Source organism: Streptomyces sp. MST-110588 (assembly GCF_022695595.1).
GTDB lineage: Bacteria > Actinomycetota > Actinomycetes > Streptomycetales > Streptomycetaceae > Streptomyces.
This window is the reverse complement of record NZ_CP074380.1, coordinates 6,484,421-6,502,421: the sequence shown is the minus strand read 5'-3', so window position 1 is coordinate 6,502,421 and position 18,001 is coordinate 6,484,421. Positions and strand designations below refer to the sequence as shown.

Annotated in this window: 13 protein-coding genes and 1 pseudogene; 5 read left to right on the top strand and 9 right to left on the bottom strand. The window is 70.3% G+C overall.

Translation table 11 applies throughout. The features are described 5' to 3' along the window. The first annotated feature begins 12 nt into the window (after window positions 1–12). Genes tal through pgl form a run of 4 tightly spaced genes read left to right on the top strand, consistent with a single transcriptional unit; the run spans window position 13 to window position 4,565 of the window. A complete protein-coding gene (tal, locus tag KGS77_RS28465) occupies window positions 13–1,134 on the top strand; it encodes a transaldolase (RefSeq protein WP_242586014.1) in 1,122 nt (373 codons plus the stop codon). 4 nt (window positions 1,135–1,138) lie between these two features. After that, complete coding sequence (gene zwf / locus KGS77_RS28460) at window positions 1,139–2,662, top strand: glucose-6-phosphate dehydrogenase (protein WP_242586013.1); 1,524 nt, start codon at window positions 1,139–1,141, stop codon at window positions 2,660–2,662. Next, the gene (gene opcA / locus KGS77_RS28455) at window positions 2,659–3,786 is read left to right on the top strand and encodes a glucose-6-phosphate dehydrogenase assembly protein OpcA (RefSeq protein WP_242586012.1); all 1,128 of its coding nucleotides are present in this window, start codon (window positions 2,659–2,661) and stop codon (window positions 3,784–3,786) included. The genes zwf and opcA overlap by 4 nt, the downstream gene beginning before the upstream one ends. After that, window positions 3,783–4,565 carry a 6-phosphogluconolactonase gene (gene pgl, locus KGS77_RS28450; RefSeq protein WP_242586011.1) on the top strand — a complete coding sequence of 261 codons (783 nt, stop codon included), beginning with the start codon at window positions 3,783–3,785 and terminating at the stop codon, window positions 4,563–4,565. The genes opcA and pgl overlap by 4 nt, the downstream gene beginning before the upstream one ends. A 134-nt stretch (window positions 4,566–4,699) precedes the next feature. Here the strand turns inward: pgl and KGS77_RS28445 are convergent, their stop codons facing one another. Then, complete coding sequence (locus tag KGS77_RS28445) at window positions 4,700–5,188, bottom strand: helix-turn-helix domain-containing protein (protein ID WP_242586010.1); 489 nt, start codon at window positions 5,186–5,188, stop codon at window positions 4,700–4,702. A gap of 134 nt (window positions 5,189–5,322) precedes the next feature. Between KGS77_RS28445 and KGS77_RS28440 the strand changes: the two genes are divergently transcribed. Beyond that, window positions 5,323–6,504 carry a thiolase family protein gene (locus KGS77_RS28440; RefSeq protein WP_242586009.1) on the top strand — a complete coding sequence of 394 codons (1,182 nt, stop codon included), beginning with the start codon at window positions 5,323–5,325 and terminating at the stop codon, window positions 6,502–6,504. Between the two features lie 131 nt (window positions 6,505–6,635). On the opposite strand, the gene pgi is transcribed toward KGS77_RS28440, so the two are convergent. From pgi to KGS77_RS28400, 8 genes and pseudogenes are all read right to left on the bottom strand, one after another. Next, window positions 6,636–8,288, bottom strand: a complete 1,653-nt coding sequence (gene pgi, locus KGS77_RS28435) for a glucose-6-phosphate isomerase (protein WP_242587741.1) — start codon at window positions 8,286–8,288, stop codon at window positions 6,636–6,638. 175 nt (window positions 8,289–8,463) lie between these two features. Then, window positions 8,464–9,867 (bottom strand): MFS transporter, encoded by a 1,404-nt coding sequence (locus tag KGS77_RS28430; RefSeq protein WP_242586008.1) that lies wholly within the window; start codon window positions 9,865–9,867, stop codon window positions 8,464–8,466. Between the two features lie 173 nt (window positions 9,868–10,040). After that, the gene (locus tag KGS77_RS28425) at window positions 10,041–10,376 is read right to left on the bottom strand and encodes an RNA polymerase-binding protein RbpA (RefSeq protein ID WP_277994277.1); all 336 of its coding nucleotides are present in this window, start codon (window positions 10,374–10,376) and stop codon (window positions 10,041–10,043) included. Window positions 10,377–10,533: 157 nt separating this feature from the next. Further along, window positions 10,534–10,770 (bottom strand): preprotein translocase subunit SecG, encoded by a 237-nt coding sequence (secG, locus tag KGS77_RS28420; RefSeq protein ID WP_242586007.1) that lies wholly within the window; start codon window positions 10,768–10,770, stop codon window positions 10,534–10,536. Window positions 10,771–10,911: 141 nt separating this feature from the next. Next, window positions 10,912–11,688 (bottom strand): triose-phosphate isomerase, encoded by a 777-nt coding sequence (gene tpiA, locus KGS77_RS28415; protein WP_242586006.1) that lies wholly within the window; start codon window positions 11,686–11,688, stop codon window positions 10,912–10,914. Window positions 11,689–11,694: 6 nt separating this feature from the next. Next, a complete protein-coding gene (locus KGS77_RS28410) occupies window positions 11,695–12,906 on the bottom strand; it encodes a phosphoglycerate kinase (RefSeq protein ID WP_242586005.1) in 1,212 nt (403 codons plus the stop codon). Between the two features lie 149 nt (window positions 12,907–13,055). After that, window positions 13,056–14,060, bottom strand: coding sequence for a type I glyceraldehyde-3-phosphate dehydrogenase (gene gap, locus KGS77_RS28405; protein ID WP_242586004.1), 1,005 nt, complete (start codon window positions 14,058–14,060; stop codon window positions 13,056–13,058). A 169-nt stretch (window positions 14,061–14,229) separates the two neighbouring features. Beyond that, a pseudogene (locus tag KGS77_RS28400) lies at window positions 14,230–17,240 on the bottom strand (M14 family zinc carboxypeptidase). Window positions 17,241–18,001 lie beyond the last annotated feature (761 nt).

Sequence of the window (18,001 nt, the reverse complement as noted above, 5' to 3'; positions counted from 1 at the left end):
GATGCAGACCCCATGACAGACGCACTCAAGCGCCTCTCCGACGAAGGCGTCGCGATCTGGCTGGACGACCTGTCGCGCAAGCGCATCACGTCCGGCAACCTCGCCGAGCTGATCGACCAGAGCCACGTCGTCGGTGTCACCACCAACCCCTCGATCTTCCAGAAGGCGATCTCACAGGGCGACGGTTACGACCAGCAGCTCTCCGACCTCGCGGCTCGTGAGGTCACCGTCGAGGAAGCCATCCGGATGATCACGACGGCGGACGTCCGGGACGCCGCCGACATCCTGCGGCCGGTCTTCGACGCCACCGACGGCCAGGACGGCCGGGTCTCCATCGAGGTCGACCCGCGCCTGGCCCACAACACCAAGGCGACCGTGGCCGAGGCCAAGCAGCTCGCCTGGCTGGTGGACCGCCCCAACGCCCTGATCAAGATCCCGGCGACCAGGGCCGGTCTGCCGGCGATCACCGAGACGATCGCCCGGGGCATCAGCGTCAACGTCACGCTGATCTTCTCCCTGGAGCGCTACCGCGAGGTCATGGACGCCTACCTCGCCGGTCTGGAGAAGGCCAAGGCCGCCGGCCTGGACCTGTCCAAGATCCACTCGGTGGCGTCGTTCTTCGTCTCCCGCGTGGACACCGAGGTCGACAAGCGCCTGGAGAAGCTGGGGACGGACGAGGCCAAGGCCCTCAAGGGCAAGGCCGCCCTGGCCAACGCCCGGCTGGCCTACCAGGCGTACGAGGAGGTCTTCTCCTCCGACCGCTGGGCCGCCCTGGACAAGGCGCACGCCAACAAGCAGCGTCCGCTGTGGGCCTCCACCGGTGTGAAGGACCCGGCCTACAAGGACACGCTGTACGTGGACGAGCTGGTCGCGCCGGGCACGGTGAACACGATGCCCGAGGCCACGCTGGAGGCCACGGCCGACCACGGGCAGATCACCGGCGACACGGTGCGCGGCACCTACGAGCAGGCGCGGGCCGACCTGGACGCGCTGGCCGGACTCGGGATCTCCTACGACGACGTCGTGCAGCTCCTGGAGGACGAGGGCGTGGAGAAGTTCGAGGCGTCCTGGAACGACCTGCTCAAGTCCACCGAGGCGGAGCTCAAGCGCCTCGCTCCTGCTTCGGAGGCGTAGGGAATTGACCAGCAGCAATCCGCTGCGTGACGCCCAGGACCGGCGGCTCCCGCGTATCGCGGGGCCGTCCGGCCTGGTCATCTTCGGCGTCACGGGCGATTTGTCCCGTAAAAAGCTGATGCCGGCGGTCTACGACCTGGCCAACCGTGGCCTGCTGCCGCCGGGCTTCTCCCTGATCGGCTTCGCCCGCCGCGAGTGGGAGCACCAGGACTTCGCGCAGGAGGTCTACGAGGCGGTCAAGGAGCACGCCCGTACGCCCTTCCGCGAGGAGGTCTGGCAGCAGCTCGTCCAGGGCTGCCGGTTCGTCCAGGGCAACTTCGACGACGACGAGGCGTTCGAGACCCTCAAGAACACCATCAACGAGCTGGACAAGGCCCAGGGCACCGGCGGCAACTTCGCCTTCTACCTGTCCGTGCCGCCCAAGTTCTTCCCCAAGGTCGTCCAGCAGCTCAAGAAGCACGGGCTGGCCGACCAGAAGGAGAACTCCTGGCGCCGCGCGGTCATCGAGAAGCCCTTCGGCCACGACCTCAAGAGCGCCCAGGAGCTCAACCGGATCGTCCACGAGGTCTTCCCGCCCGAAGAGGTCTTCCGCATCGACCACTACCTGGGCAAGGAGACCGTCCAGAACATCCTGGCGCTGCGCTTCGCCAACACGATGTTCGAGCCGATCTGGAACCGCTCCTACGTCGACCACGTACAGATCACGATGGCCGAGGACATCGGCATCGGCGGCCGGGCCGGCTACTACGACGGCATCGGCGCCGCCCGCGACGTCATCCAGAACCACCTGCTCCAGCTCCTCGCGCTGACCGCCATGGAGGAGCCCGCCTCCTTCGACGCGGACGCGCTGGTCGCCGAGAAGAGCAAGGTGCTCGGCGCCGTCCGGCTGCCGGAGGACCTCGGCAAGGAGACGGTGCGGGCGCAGTACACCGGCGGCTGGCAGGGCGGCGAGAAGGTCATCGGCTACCTCCAGGAAGAGGGCATCGACCCGCATTCCAAGACCGACACCTACGCGGCCGTCAAGCTGGAGGTGGACAACCGCCGCTGGGCGGGCGTCCCCTTCTACCTGCGGACGGGCAAGCGGCTGGGCCGTCGCGTCACCGAGATCGCGGTGGTCTTCCAGCGCGCCCCGCACTCCCCCTTCGACCACACCGCCACCGAGGAGCTGGGGCAGAACGCCCTGGTCATCCGGGTGCAGCCGGACGAGGGCGTGACCGTGCGCTTCGGCTCCAAGGTGCCGGGCACCTCCATGGAGGTGCGGGACGTCTCGATGGACTTCGCGTACGGCGAGTCCTTCACCGAGTCCAGCCCGGAGGCGTACGAGCGGCTGATCCTGGACGTCCTGCTGGGCGACGCCAACCTCTTCCCGCGTCTGGAGGAGGTCGAACAGTCCTGGCGGATCCTCGACCCGATCGAGGCGTACTGGGACCGGCACGGCACGCCCGCGCAGTACGCGGCCGGGAGCTGGGGCCCCCGTGAGGCGGACGAAATGCTCGCACGAGACGGACGGAGCTGGCGTCGGCCATGAAGATCGATCTGACGGAAACCACGGCCAGCAAGGTCAACAAGGCGCTGGTCCAGGGCCGCCGTGCCATCGGCACCCCGGCCATCGGCATGGTGCTCACCCTCGTCATCGTCACCGACGAGGAGAACGCCTACGACGCCCTGAAGGCGGCCAACGACGCCTCCCGCGAGCACCCCTCGCGCACCCTCGTCGTCATCAAGCGGGTCAGCCGGTCGCCGCGCGACCGCGCCAAGGCACGCCTGGACGCCGAGGTGCGGGTGGGCGCCGACGCGGGCACCGGCGAGACGGTCGTACTGCGGCTGTACGGCGAGGTCATCGACCACGCCCAGTCCGTGGTGCTGCCGCTGCTGCTGCCGGACGCCCCGGTGGTCGTGTGGTGGCCGGTCAACGCCCCGCTGGACCCCGCCAACGACCCGCTGGGGTCGCTGGCCCAGCGCCGGGTGACCGACACCTACTCCGCCGAGAACCCCATCGAGGAACTGGCAGAGCGTGCCCGGACCTACACCCCCGGCGACACGGACCTGTCCTGGACCCGCATCACGCCCTGGCGCTCGATGCTGGCGGCGGCCCTGGACCAGAACCCCTGCCAGGTCGCCTCGGTCGAGGTCGAGGGCGAGGAGTTCAACCCGAGCTGCGAGCTGCTGGCCATGTGGCTGGCGTCCCGGCTGGACGTACCGGTCAAGCGCACGGTCTCGGCGGGCCCGGGGCTGACGGCCGTACGCATGGAGACCGACTGCGGGCCGATCGTGCTGGACCGGGCGGACGGCTCGCTGGCCACGCTGTGCATGCAGGGGCAGCCGGACCGCGCGGTGGCCCTCAAGCGGCGGGAGACCGCCGAACTGCTCGCCGAGGAGCTGCGCCGGCTCGACCCGGACGACACCTACGCCTCGGCGCTGCGCTACGGCGTGGACCGGCTCGGCGGGCCCGCCGGGAGGGGGGAGCGGGCGTCCGCGCCGGCCTCCTCCGAGGGCGGGGCCAAGGGTGGCGCGGCCGGCTCCGGCGAGCGGGAGTCCGGGCAGCAGGACCAGCCGCAGGGCCAGTCGCAGGGCCAGGATGACGCCCCGGGCGACGCCGCTGCGGGCGACGCCCCCAAGAAGGGCGCCGCGAAGAAGGCGGCGCCCAAGTGAACGCCCCGCAGGTCGTCGTCCACCGCGACAAGGAACTGATGGCTCGTGCCGCGGCGGCCCGGATGATCACGAAGATCGTGGATGCCCAGGCCGCCCGCGGCTCCGCCTCGGTGGTCCTGACGGGCGGGCGCAACGGCAACGGGCTGCTCGCGGCCCTGGCCGAGGCCCCGGCCCGGGACGCCGTGGACTGGTCCCGGCTGGACCTGTGGTGGGGAGACGAACGGTTCCTGCCGGACGGCGACCCGGAGCGCAATGTCACCCAGGCCCGGGAGGCGCTGCTGGACAGCGTGCCGCTGGACCCGGCCCGGGTGCACGTCATGGCTCCTTCCAACGGCGCGTACGGCAACGACGCCGACGCCGCCGCCGAGGCGTACGCGGCCGAACTGGCCGCCGCCGCGGGCCCGGAGGACCACGGCCCGGTCCCGTCCTTCGACGTCCTCCTGCTGGGCGTCGGCCCGGACACCCATGTCGCCTCGCTCTTCCCCGAGCTGCCGGCCGTACGGGAGACCGAGCGGACGGTGGTCGGCGTGCACGGCGCGCCCAAGCCGCCGCCGGTACGGATCTCCCTGACCCTGCCCGCGATCCGCGCGGCGCGGGAGGTCTGGCTGCTGGCGGCGGGTGAGGACAAGGCGAAGGCCGCGGCCATCGCGCTGTCCGGCGCGGGCGAGATCCAGGCGCCGGCGGCCGGCGCACGCGGTCGCCGGCGGACCCTGTGGCTGCTGGACGAGGCCGCGGCGGCGCAGCTTCCCCGCGCGCTGTACCCACCGGCCTCGGCCTGAGGTCCGGCGTCCGGCCCGGCACCGTACAGACAAGGCCCCGTGCCCCCTGTTCTCAGGGGGCACGGGGCTTTGTACGTGTCCGGACATCTCACGCGGGCTCTGAGGGACGTCGGGCCCCAGGACTTGAGAGTGCCTCAGGGGGCCTTGGGGACCTCAGGTGCCTCAGGTGCCTCAGGTGCCTCAGGAGTGTCGACGCGCAGGGCCTTGAGGTCTTCGGTACGGACCGGGTCGCCGCAGTCGGCGCAGACGGTGACGGGCCGCAGGACGGCACCGCAGCGGTGTTCCCATACGGTCGGCGGTTCACCCTGCGTGATGTGCCGGTCGCCCCAGTCCATGAGGGTCAGCAGCACCGTGTTCAGGGCCCGGCCGGTTTCCGTCAGGACGTACTCGTGGCGTGGCGGGCGCTGTTCGTACTGGCGCTTCTCCAGCAGGCCGGCTTCGACCAGCGTGCGCAGCCGGGTGGCCAGGATGTCGCGGCTGGCGCCGGTGTTGCGCGCGATCTGGTCGAAGCGGTGCACCCCCAGGAAGATCTCGCGCAGCGCGAGCAGGCTCCAGCGCTCGCCGACCACGGCGAGTGCGTTGGCGATCGAGCAGGCACGGGGTCGGGTTCCGGTGGCCGCCAAGGTGTCCTCCTCGCTGGGCCGGGGCGATGGCCGGGTCGGCCGAACGCCCCTGTGTCACTGCGTCTTGATTTCCAACCTAGCAGATGAAATGGTGAGTTGGATTTTCCAACTCTCGGGGATTGAAGGGCAGCAACATGCGTGACGCAGTGATTGTCGACGCGGTACGGACACCGATCGGCAAGGGCAAGCCCGGCGGCGCCCTGCACCCGGTACACCCGGTGGAACTGCTGGCCGAGGTCATCCGGTCGCTGGTGGAGCGCACCGGCATCGACCCGGAGCTGCTGGACGACGTCATCGGCGGCTGTGTGGACCAGGTCGACGAACAGGCGCAGAACATCACCCGCTGGGCGGTGCTCTCGGCGGGGCTGCCGGAGAGCGTGCCGGCCACCACGGTCGACCGGCAGTGCGGCAGCAGCCAGCAGGCGGTGCACTTCGCGGCGCAGGGCGTCATCTCCGGCGCCTACGACGTGGCGATCGCCTGCGGTGTGGAATCGATGAGCCGGGTGCCCATGTGGTCCAACGTCTCTCCCGGCTCGGACTTCCTGGGCCCGGGCGTGGCCGCGCGGTACCCCGAGGGACTGGTGTCCCAGGGCATCAGCTCCGAACTGATCGCCGCCAAGTGGTCGCTGAGCCGCGAACAGCTCGACGCCTTCGCGGTCACCTCGCACCAGCGCGCCGCCCGGGCCACCGAGGAGGGCCGGTTCACGGCGGAGATGGTGCCCGTCGAGGTGGAGGGCCGCCTGGTCACCACCGATGAATCGATCCGTCCGGGTACGTCCATGGAGGTGCTGGCCGGGCTGCGTCCGGCGTACCTGGACCCAGCGATGACACAGCGCTTCCCGCAGATCGAGTGGCAGATCACGGCGGGCAACACCAGCCCGCTCAACGACGGTGCGTCCGCGGTGCTGATCATGTCCGGTGAGATGGCGGCCCGGCTCGGCCTGCGGCCCCGGGCGCGGCTGCACAGCTTCGCGGTCACCGGCTCGGACCCGCTGCTGATGCTCACCGGTGTCATCCCGGCGACCGAGAAGGTGCTGCGCAAGGCGGGCCTGGGGCTGTCGGACATCGACCTGTTCGAGGTCAACGAGGCGTTCGCCAGCGTCGTACTGGCCTGGCAGCAGGAGACCGGCGCCGACCCGGCCAAGGTCAACGTCAACGGCGGGGCGCTCTCGCTGGGCCACCCGCTCGGGGCCAGCGGCACCCGGCTGATGACCACCCTGGTCAACGCCATGGAACAGCGTGGCGCGCGCTTCGGGCTCCAGACCATGTGCGAGGCCGGCGGGCTGGCCAACGCCACGGTCCTGGAAGCGCTGTAACGGCACACGGCGCCGGCGCCGACATCGACGGCCGGTGGAGGACGGGTACGGTCACCTCGTCCTCCACCGGCCGTCGGCGTCACCCCGGCGTCATGCCGGCGTCATCGAGGCATCGGCCTGCGGACCGCCGGTCACCGCCCCCGCAGCTCGCGGTACTTGGCGACCAGCGACGCCGTGGAGGCGTCCAGGCCCGCCACCTCCGCGCCCCCGGTCAGCGCCGGCTCCACACGCTTGGCGAGCACCTTGCCCAGCTCCACACCCCACTGGTCGAAGGAGTCGATGTTCCAGATCGCGCCCTGGACGAACACCTTGTGCTCGTACAGGGCGATGAGCTGGCCCAGGACGGAGGGGCTCAGCTCCGCGGCCAGGATCGTGGTGGTGGGGCGGTTGCCCTTGAAGGTCTTGTGCGTCACCAGCTCCTCGGCCACCCCCTCCGCACGGACCTCTTCCGGCGTCTTGCCGAAGGCCAGCGCCTGGCCCTGGGCGAAGAGGTTGGCCATCAGCAGGTCGTGCTGGGCCGCCAGGCCCGGCGCCAGCTCCGCCGCGGGCCGGGCGAAGCCGATGAGGTCCGCCGGGATCATCTTCGTGCCCTGGTGGAGCAACTGGTAGTAGGCGTGCTGCCCGTTGGTGCCGGGGGTGCCCCAGACGACCGGGCCGGTCTGCCAGTCCACCGGGTTGCCCTGGCGGTCCACCGACTTGCCGTTGGACTCCATGTCGAGCTGCTGGAGGTAGGCGGTGAACTTGGACAGGTAGTGGCTGTACGGCAGGACGGCGTGCGACTGGGCGTCCCAGAAGTTGCCGTACCAGACGCCGAGGAGGCCCAGCAGCAGCGGGACGTTCTCCTCCGGCGGAGCGGTACGGAAGTGCTCGTCCACCAGGTGGAAGCCGGCCAGCATCTCACGGAAGCAGTCCGTGCCGATCGCCAGCATCAGCGACAGGCCGATCGCGGAGTCGAACGAGTAGCGACCGCCGACCCAGTCCCAGAACTCGAACATGTTCGCGGTGTCGATGCCGAACTCGGAGACCTTCGCGGCGTTGGTCGACAGCGCCACGAAGTGCTTGGCCACCGCCTCCTCACCGGCCCCCAGACCGCTGAGCAGCCAGTCCCGGGCGGAGGTGGCGTTGGTGATCGTCTCGATGGTGGTGAAGGTCTTCGAGGCGACGATGAACAGCGTCTCGGCCGGGTCCAGGTCCCGTACGGCCTCGTGCAGGTCCGCGCCGTCCACGTTGGAGACGAAGCGGAACCGCATGTCACGGTGGGTGTAGGGGCGCAGCGCCTCGTACGCCATCGCCGGGCCCAGGTCGGAGCCGCCGATACCGACGTTGACGACGTTCTTGATGCACCTGCCGGTGTGGCCCTTCCACTCCCCCGAGCGCACCCGGTCGACGAAGACCTGCATCTTCGTCAGGACGTGGTGGACACCCGGCACCACGTTCTTCCCGTCCACGGCGACCGAGGCCGACTCCGGCGCCCGCAGCGCGGTGTGCAGTACGGCCCGGTCCTCGGTGACATTGATCTTCTCGCCGCGGAACATCGCCTCCCGCAGCCCGGCCACGTCCCGGGCCGCTGCCAGCTCGCGCAGCAGCCGCAGCGTCTCGTCGGTGACCAGGTGCTTGGAGTAGTCCAGGTGCAGATCACCGACCTGGAGGGTGTAGCGGTCCGCGCGGGTGGGGTCCTGGTCGAAGAGCTCGCGCAGATGCACCTCCCCGAGCTGCTCACGGTGCTTGCCCAGCGCGGTCCACTCCGGCGTCTGGTCGAGCCTGCTGCGGCTATCTGCGTTCATCTCGGACATCAGCCTTCTTCGTCTCGTACCGGCCCTGCCACACTCCAACCTAATTGATCAGGAGTCGGGAGGAGACGCCACCCGTCCCGGACGGCCCCCCGAACGCCGGTATCGCGCCCCCGCCCCGCCTGGACACCCCTCCTGTCCGGGCTCCGAGTCCCCTGTCCCGCCGGCGTCACGCCTGCGTCCCTGCCGGTTTCGCGCCGGAGAGCCGGCGCAGGGCGGGTATCAGGGCCGGCACGCCACAGCCCACCAGCGCGGCGGCCAGCAGTGCCGGAGAGGCCGGACCCCAGGCCGCGGCCACCGCCCCTCCGAGCACGGCCCCCAGGGGCGCCCCGGCAACGGCGACCGTACGGAAGGCGGCGCTGACCCTGCCGAGCATCCGGGCCGGGCTGCGCTGCTGCATCACCGTCGTCTCCAGGACGTTCCACACCATGCCCGCGAAGCCGAACGCGGCCAGCGCGAGCGCCGCCGCCACCAGTGAGCGGACCGTCCCGAGCACCACCAGTACGCCCGTCTGGAGGAGGCCGGCGACCAGCAGCGTGCGCACCTGGCCGCCGACGGCCGCGACGACGCGCCGCGCCAGCAGCCCGCCCGTCACCATGCCGATGCCGTACCCGGTGGTCACCACGGCGTATCCGGCGTCGCCGGTGCCCAGCCCGTCCTTGACCAGCACCACGAGGGTGGCGACGAGCGCGCCGATGCCGATGTTGCCCAGCGCCACGGACACCGCGAACGCCCGCAGCACCCGGTCCTCCCACAGGGCCCGTATGCCCTCGGCGATGTCCCGCCGCAGCGTGCGGCCGACGGCGGCCGGCTCCTTCGGCGGGGCGGCCACCCGCAGCGAGGCCACCAGCGCGGCTGCCACCAGGTACGTCACCGCGTCGGCCACGTACGGCAACGCGACGCCCAGACCGATGAGCAGCGGCGCCACCGGGCCGCCCACGAAGCGGCCCGCCACCTCCTGACCCGTCATCAGGCGCGCGTTGGCCCCCTCCAGCGCCTCTTTGGGCACCACGGACGGCAGCAGGGCGGTGGCGGCGTTGTCGAAGAGCGTCTGAAGGGTCGTCAGCACGAACGCCAGGACGAGCAGCAGGCCGATCGTGGCCTGCCCCAGCCACAGGGCGACGGCGAACCCGGCCATCAGCAGCCCTCTGAGGACATCGACGGCCCACATCGCCCGCCGCTGGTCCACCCGGTCCGCCAGCGCGCCGCCCACCAGGCCGAACAGCAGCCAGGGCGCGAAGCCGCAGGCGGTGACCAGGGAGATCAGCACCGGGGAGTCCGTCAGCGCGTAGGCGAGCAGCGGCAGGGCGGTGCCGCGCAGGGCGTCCCCGAACCGCGAGATCGCCGCCGCGCTCCACAGCCGCCCGAAACCCCCGCGCCACGGGAGCCGTCCGGCCTCCACGCCCGTGCCCGTTCCCGCGTCGGCGCCCGTACCCGCGCCCGCGCCCGGGTCCGTACCCGAGTCCACGTCCATACCCGAGTCCGCGCCCGTACCCGCCGGTGTGCTCGTCATGCCGCCCGCCCCGTCCGCCGCGCCGTTCATCCGGTCGCGTACGACGGTAGGGCCGACCACTGACAATCGCCTCGGCCGACTGCCTCAGCCGCTGCCTCAGATGGCGAACGCAGGAAACGCAGGGAACACAGCCCCAGGTCAGCGACGCTCCCCGGCCGCCCCTGAACGCGACCGGCCCGGCCGGAGGGTGGTGTGTCCCTCCGGCCGGGCCGGTCCTCATGTCTGCCGTCCGGTCAGATCTCACCGCGGAGCTTGGCGAGCGCCTCCGCGAGGATCGCCTCGCCGTCGGCGTCGCTCCTGCGCTCCCGGACGTACGCGAGGTGGGTCTTGTACGGCTCGGTGCGCGGCGGGTCCGGCGGATTGTCCCGGTCCTTGCCTGCCGGGAAACCACAGCGCGGGCAGTCCCAAGTGTCCGGAACCTGCGCGTCGCCGGCGAAGCTGGGCTGGGTCTCGTGCCCGTTCGAGCACCAGAAGGAGATGCGGATGCGCGGCGCGGACTCGCCCCGCTCGGCCTCCCCCATCGGCCCCGCTCCGACCCGACTCCCTCGGATCGCGTTGCCACTTGCCACGGTTGTAACTCCCTGCGTAATGGTGCTGCGAAGCATCTAACAGCATCTGCGCTGCGGGCGCCCCAGTCTACGTAAGGCCCAACGCGCGTCCAGTGACAGGAGTTACCCCCCACCGGAGGACGCCGCTCCCATGATAGGCCGCGTCCTCAACGGTATGTCAGTTGTCCAGCTTCATCAGGACGCCGAGGACGACGATGCACGCGAACCACAGCAGGCCGACCACGATCGTGATGCGGTCCAGGTTGCGCTCCGCGACGGAGGAGCCGCCGACCGAGGACTGCATACCGCCACCGAACATGTCGGACAGGCCGCCGCCCTTCCCCTTGTGCATGAGCACCAGCATCATCAACAGCAGGCTGAAGACGATGAGGGCGACCGAGAACCCGATGACCACGGCTGGACCAACTCTCTAGGACTGACGGACGGGACGCACCGCCGCGACCGGAGGAGCGGACGGTGCGGGGCCGGGGCGGCGCGTAGGACGCCGGACCCGGCCCCGACAGGGTACGACGGGCCGGGCCCGTCGTCATAGCCGCTACTGGTCGCGGAAGCGCACGATCTTCACGAACTCATCGGCGTCCAGTGCCGCGCCGCCGACCAGGGCGCCGTCCACGTCGGGCTGCGCCATGATCGCCGCGACGTTGCCGGACTTGACCGAGCCGCCGTACTGGATGCGGACCTTGTCGGCCAGCTCCTGGCTGTAGAGCTCGGCGAGACGGCCGCGGATGGCACCGCAGACCTCCTGCGCGTCCTCGGGCGTGGCCACCTCACCGGTGCCGATCGCCCACACGGGCTCGTACGCGATCACGATGGTTTCGGCCTGCTCGGCCGGGACGTCCTTGAGCGCGCCATCGACCTGGGCGAGGGTGTGGGAGACCTGGTTGCCCGCCTTGCGGACGTCCAGCCCCTCCCCCACGCACAGGATCGGGGTCAGGCCGTTGCGGAAGGCCGCCTTGACCTTGGCGTTGCAGATCTCCTCGTTCTCGCCGTGGTACTGGCGGCGCTCGCTGTGCCCGACGGCCACGTACGTGCACTTGAGCTTGGCGAGCATCGGGCCCGAGATCTCACCGGTGTACGCGCCGGAGTCGTGCGCGGAGAGGTCCTGGGCGCCGTACTTGATCTTGAGCTTGTCGCCGTCGACCAGCGTCTGCACCGACCGCAGGTCGGTGAAGGGCGCCAGCACCGCGACCTCCACGGCCTCGTGGTCCTTGTCGGTGAGCGCGAAGGCGAGCTTCTGGACGTGGGCGATGGCCTCAAGGTGGTTGAGGTTCATCTTCCAGTTGCCCGCCATCAGCGGGGTACGGTCAGTCACGGTGGTTCAGTCCTCCAGAGCGGCGAGGCCGGGGAGCGTCTTGCCCTCGAGGTATTCGAGGCTGGCGCCGCCGCCGGTCGAGATGTGGCCGAAAGCGTTCTCGTCGAAGCCGAGCGTACGGACGGCCGCGGCCGAGTCGCCGCCGCCGACGACGGTGAAGGCGTCACTGTCGGCGAGCGCCTGGGCGATCGCGCGGCAGCCGCCCGCGTAGTCCGGGTGCTCGAAGACGCCCACCGGGCCGTTCCAGAAGACGGTGGCGGCGTCGGCGAGCTTCGAGGCGTACAGTTCGCGGGTCCTGGGGCCGATGTCCAGGCCCTCCTTGTCGGAGGGGATCTTGTCGGCGTCGACCGTGACGAAGTCGGTGGGAGCCTTGGTCTTCAGGTCGGGGAAGTCGGCCGAGGCCAGGACGTCGACGGGCAGAACGAGCTCGACGCCGTTCTTCTCCGCGCGTTCCATGTACTCGGTCACGGTGGCGAGCTGGTCCTCCTGAAGGAGGGAGATGCCGACCTCGTACCCCTTGGCCTTCAGGAAGGTGTACGCCATGCCGCCGCCGATCAGCAGCCGGTCGGCCTTGCCGAGGAGCTCGTCGATGACGGCGAGCTTGTCGGAGACCTTGGCGCCGCCGAGCACGACCACGTACGGGCGCTTGACGTCATCGGTGAGCTTCTTCAGGACGCCGACCTCGGTGGCGATCAGGTCACCGGCGGCGTGCGGCAGGCGGGCCGGCAGGTCGTACACGGAGGCGTGCTTGCGGTGCACGGCGCCGAAACCGTCGCCCACGTACAGGTCCGCCAGCTCGGCGAGCCGGTCGGCGAAGGCGCCGCGCTCGGCGTCGTCCTTGCTGGTCTCGCCCGCGTTGAAGCGCAGGTTCTCCACAACGGCGACCTGGCCGTCGCAGAGGTCCGCGACCACGGACCTGGCGGACTCACCGACCGTGTCGGTGGCGAACGCCACGTCCTGGCCCAGGAGTTCACCCAGCCGCCGGGCAGCCGGCGCCAGCGAGAAGGCCGGGTCCGGGGCACCCTTGGGGCGGCCCAGGTGGGAGGCGACGATCACCTTGGCGCCGAGCCCGATGAGCTTGGCGATCGTCGGGGCGACGGCGCGGATACGGCCGTCGTCGGTGATGGTCGTACCGTCCAGCGGCACGTTCAGGTCGGCGCGGACGAAGACCCGCTTGCCCGCGACGCCGTCCTGGGCGAGATCGTCGATCGTCTTCATGGTGACTCCGTTGACTCCGTAACTCCGGTGAGTGGTTCCCTCATGGGAGGGGGCCCGCACGGCGCGTCGGTGCGCCGTACGAGCCCCTTCCTCACGTCTGGGCGCCCCGGGAAAGCGAGGGGTACCTTACCTGTGCCGGCCGGGGGAGATCAGAGCCGGCCACCGACGAAGGTGGTCAGGTCCACCAGGCGGTTGGAGTAGCCCCACTCGTTGTCGTACCAGCCGATGACCTTGACGCTCTTGCCCTGCGCCATGGTCAGCGAGGAGTCGAAGGTGCAGGAGGCGGGCCAGTTGACGATGTCCGAGGAGACGATCGGGTCCTCGGTGTACTCCAGGACACCCTGGAGCTGACCCTCGGCCGCCTTCTGGAAGGCCGCGTTGATCTCCTCCTTGGTGACCTCGCGCTCCAGCTCGACGACCAGGTCGGTCACGGAGCCGGTGGGGACCGGGACGCGCATGGCGATGCCGTCCAGCTTGCCCTTGAGCTGCGGGAGGACCAGGGCGGTGGCCTTGGCGGCACCGGTCGTGGTCGGGATGATGTTCTCCGCGGCGGCGCGGGCGCGGCGCAGGTCCTTGTGCGGGAAGTCCAGGATGCGCTGGTCGTTGGTGTACGCGTGGACCGTGGTCATCAGGCCCTTGACGATGCCGAAGTTCTCGTCCAGAACCTTGGCCATCGGCGCCACACAGTTGGTGGTGCAGGACGCGTTGGAGATGACGTGGTGGCTGGCCGCGTCGTACTTGTCCTCGTTGACGCCCATCACGATCGTGATGTCCTCGTCCTTGGCGGGCGCGGAGATCAGGACCTTCTTGGCACCGGCCGCGATGTGCTTCTCGGCGTCGGCCTTCTTGGTGAAGATACCGGTGGACTCGATGACGATGTCGGCGCCCAGCTCGCCCCAGGGGAGGTTCGCCGGGTCACGCTCGGCCATCGTCTTGAAGGTCATGCTGCCGACGGTGATGGTGTCGTCGGTGTGGCTGACGTCCTGCTTGAGGCGGCCCAGGATGGTGTCGTACTTCAGCAGGTGGACCAGGGTGGCGTTGTCGGTCAGGTCGTTGACACCGACGATCTCGATGTCCGCGCCCTGCTCCAGGAGCGCGCGGAAGTAGTTGCGACCAATGCGGCCGAATCCGTTGATGCCTACGCGGATCGTCACGAACCGATCTCCTCGTTGGTACGCCGGCACAACACCGGCGAGCTGTATGGACTGTCCCCGACCGCCTCCGACCCTACCCCTGGACGAGACGTACGTGACATTGACAGGGGCGGCCCGAGCCCACTCTCGGGATCGGGCCGCACCATCGCCGTACCGTCACGCAAAGTGATCAGTCGCGCAGGGCACGCAGCGCCGCACGGACCAGCCCGGCTCGTTCTGTCGCGGTCTGTACGTGTTCCAGACCAAAGCCCAGCAACACGGTGTCACCAGTGGTGACCGCGGCGGAGGAGTGGAAAAGCTCTTTTGAGCGGACCCAGTCACGGGTGTTCGCGGGGCTGCCGGGCGGGGCTCCGGGGACCGTCCAGGGGCCCAGCGAGACCTCGAACCCCTCGACGGGCTCACTCGTGCCGGGCACCACGATTTGGGCATTGTCAACAAAGACGCCCCGGCCGCCGGTACCCGGATCGGTCACATAGGAGATCGCCAGCTCGACCTTCTTGCCGGCGTAGGCGGACAGGTCCGCCGAGACGGCCCGCCACCCGTTGGAGGTGCCGGTGAAGCGGTTCCAGCTCCCGGTGGTGCCGCTCGCCCGGCAGGCGGTCCCGTCCAGCGTGAGGTAGTGCCGCAGGAAGGGGTGGGCGGCGATGTAGAAGCCCTCCTCGCACCCGGACGGAACCTGGCTGGTGGTCCCGCCGTTGGCGTCCGGCAGCGTGGTCCAGTCGTCCTGCCCGACGGTGTGCGCCTCGATGACGGCGTTGTCGTAGCCCTCCTCGGTGTCGTAACTGATCATGAACTGCAGGCGCGGCCGGCTCGCGGCGCTCACGCCGGTCAGGTCGACCGTGCGGGCCAGCCGCATCCAGGAGTTGTCCCGGTGCTGGGCGGCGGCGAAGTACTCGCCCTCGTACGGCTGGAAGGGCGTCCGTACGCCGGGGTAGTCACCGGCCGCGGCGGAGGCGAACTGCGGGAACCGGTCCGGGGGCAGCTCGTCGGAGATCACCTGATAGGCGCCGGCGGTGTCCAGCGGGTTGCCGGGGGCGTCGGTGAGCTTGGCGTCCGCGCCGGCGAGCTTGCCGGCGCCCTTGAAGAGGGGCGGGTTCTTCAGGGAGATCCGGCCCCCGCGCCCAGGTAGTACTGGCTGAAGTCGTCGGTCAGCGCGGGGCCGACGACCGAGGAGCCACCGGCCTGTTCGCCGGCGGTCAGCAGCTTCCCGCCCTCGTTGAGGTAGTCGCGTACGGCCAGCAGGGTGGCGCCGCCGGGCCGGCTCGCGCCGGTGTACCACACGACGTTCTCGAAGTGGCTCAGGACGCCCAGCGCGTGCGGCGGGCCCTGGGTGGCCACGTCCCAGACCGCCGCCCGGTGGCCGTTGTCGGCCAGCGCCTTGACGTACACGGCGGTGTGCCGGGCGGGCGCCGTACCGCCCTCCTCGGCGATGACCAGCGTGTCGGCGCGCGGCCGTTCGGCGACCGTATAGGTGAAGGGCGTGCTGCGGGTGGGCCTGCCCTCCCGCGTACGGCCGCTGAACCACACCTCGACCTTGTCGCCCGTGTCCGCGCCCTCGACGACGCCGCGGTACTGGTCGAAGCGGATGTTGTCATCGCCGCCGTACCGCTCGCCGCCCTTCCAGGCGTGCAGGTCCTCGGTCTGCCGGGGCCCGCCGTTGACGCGGTAGTTGAGCGTCTTGTCGCGTACGGACCTGCGCGCGGTGACCGCGACTTCCTGATCCTCGCCGCGGGCGTAGGAGGTGGTGAAGGCGTGCGGCGTGAAGTCGGGTGCCTCCAGGCCCACCGAGGAGGAGGGCCGGTCGGGGTGGACCGCGGTCTCGGCGACCGAGAGGGCGAAGGGAATGTTCTTCTCGAACTCCGCCTGGATCAGCTTCTCGTCGTCGGGGAAGTTGAAGACCGACTGGCAGTCGGCCGGGTTCCAGGGATCGTTGGGGTCGACGTTGGAAGCCGTCTGACAGGTCGACATCTCCGGGGTGAACATCATCATCCCGTTGACGTTGGCCGCGTGGCCGTCGGCATCGCCGTTGGTGGTGTACAGCTCGGAGGAGAGCTGCGGGCGGTAGCCGGGGATCGCCGGCTTCTCGGGGGTGCCGGCCAGCGCACGGTACAGGACGTCGTCGGGAGTCGGGGTGGCCACCTGCCACCCGACACCGTAGAGCAACAGCTCGGCGGCGGAGTGGTAGTTGACGCCGTACCGGAAACCGATGCGCTTCTCGAAGGCGTCCAGGACCTTGGTCTCGGGCTCGGAGGACGGGCCGGTGCCGCGGTAGGTCTCACTGGCCGGATCCGGCGAGGAACCCTCGTTGTCGTAACCCCACTTGTAGGAGAAGTTACGGTTGAGATCGACGCCGTCCCCCGGCGTGATCTTGCCGTCACCGTTGTTGTCCCGCAGGTTCTTGCGCCACAGGCGGTTCTGCGGACTCTCGAAGGTGTAGTCGTAGCCGTCCGGGTTGGCGGAGAGCACGAACCACAGCTCGGTGGAATCGACGATCTTGGTGATGCGGTCGCTCTTGCCGTAACCGGAGAGGTAGTAATGCATCAGCCGGCGGGTCATCTCCGGCGTGATCCACTCGCGGGCGTGCTGATTGGACAGGTAGAGCACGGCCGGCTTGGAGCCGTCCTCGCTCCTCCCGGCGTCCTTCGTCAGCTTCAGGGCCATGATGTCGCGGCCCTTGAGGGACTTGCCGATGCTGACGACCTTGGCGAGCTTCGGGTTGAACCGGGCTGTGTCGATCATCTCCTTCATCAGGCCGTTGACTCCCGTGTACGGCCGGAACACCCGGTCGCCCTGGGCCTTGAGCCGGCGCTGCGTCTCCTCGGAGACGGCCTTGCGGGTCAGCTCCACACCCTGCCGGCGCAACGTAGCGGCCTGGTTGCCGGAGAGGTACAGCTCGACCTTCGCCGCTCCCTTGCCGGGCACCCGGCCGCTCAGCTCGTGCCCGTCCGCGCCCGCTTTGAGCAGCAGCGGGACCTGCGCCTTGGTGACCGACGCGGTCCAGACACCGATGGCGTCACCGGCGTCGCCGGACGGGCGGGCGGTGTTGGGCTGGCGGGCATGGTCGGGCCGGCGGGCGTCGCCAGGGTCCGATTGCGCGTGGGCGGCGGGTGCGCTCGCCACTCCCGCGAGCAGCAGCGCAGCCGCCGTCAATAAGGATCTCGCTCTCGCCTTACGTCTCATGAACCCCCCTTGCGGTGGTCCGCCTCAATGGACGGCAGACACAGACTCGTGACCCTGCATGATCATGTCAATACCGACCGTGGCGGCGCGCGCTTGCGCCTCCGGCACCCGTTCGGGACGCCGGGTACGGGCGTACGGGGGAGGCGGGGACGGGGGGACTGTGGGTGCGGGCGGGCGTACGAGGGAGGCGGGGGCCATGGGTGCGGACCGGTGTACGAGGGAAGTGGGGACTGTGGGTACGGATGTGCGTATGAGAGGCGGGCGGGTCAGGCCGGGCGTACGCGCGAAACAGGCGGGCCGCGGGTAGGGACACGCGGAAAGCAGATGAGCCAGGGAGCGAGCGAGCGTACGCGGGAAGCGGACACATCAGGCGGACGGGCCAGGTGAACCGGGGAACGGGTGAGCCGGGGAGACGGGCGGGGCGAGCGGTTCCGGCTCGGGACGCACCCGGATCGAACGGCTCCGGTCCGGGGAGGCGCCCGGGTCACGTGGCCGGTCACGCCGCTCTACAGGGCAAATCGAACGCCACCAAACCCCCACCGGGGGGATACCCATCGGTCCGGGGGCGAACCGCACACGGGCCGCCCCGACCGCGCTCAGGTCACCCCCGACCGCGCACACGGCTGGCACCGACCGTACTCGGGTCTGCCACGGACGGTGCCCGGTGGCCGGACAGTGTTCTGCGGGGTGACGACGAACCTGCGGCACCCGCTCCGAACTCAAGCTGTCCGGTGCAGCCGAAGGCTGCGCCGCGGTATGAG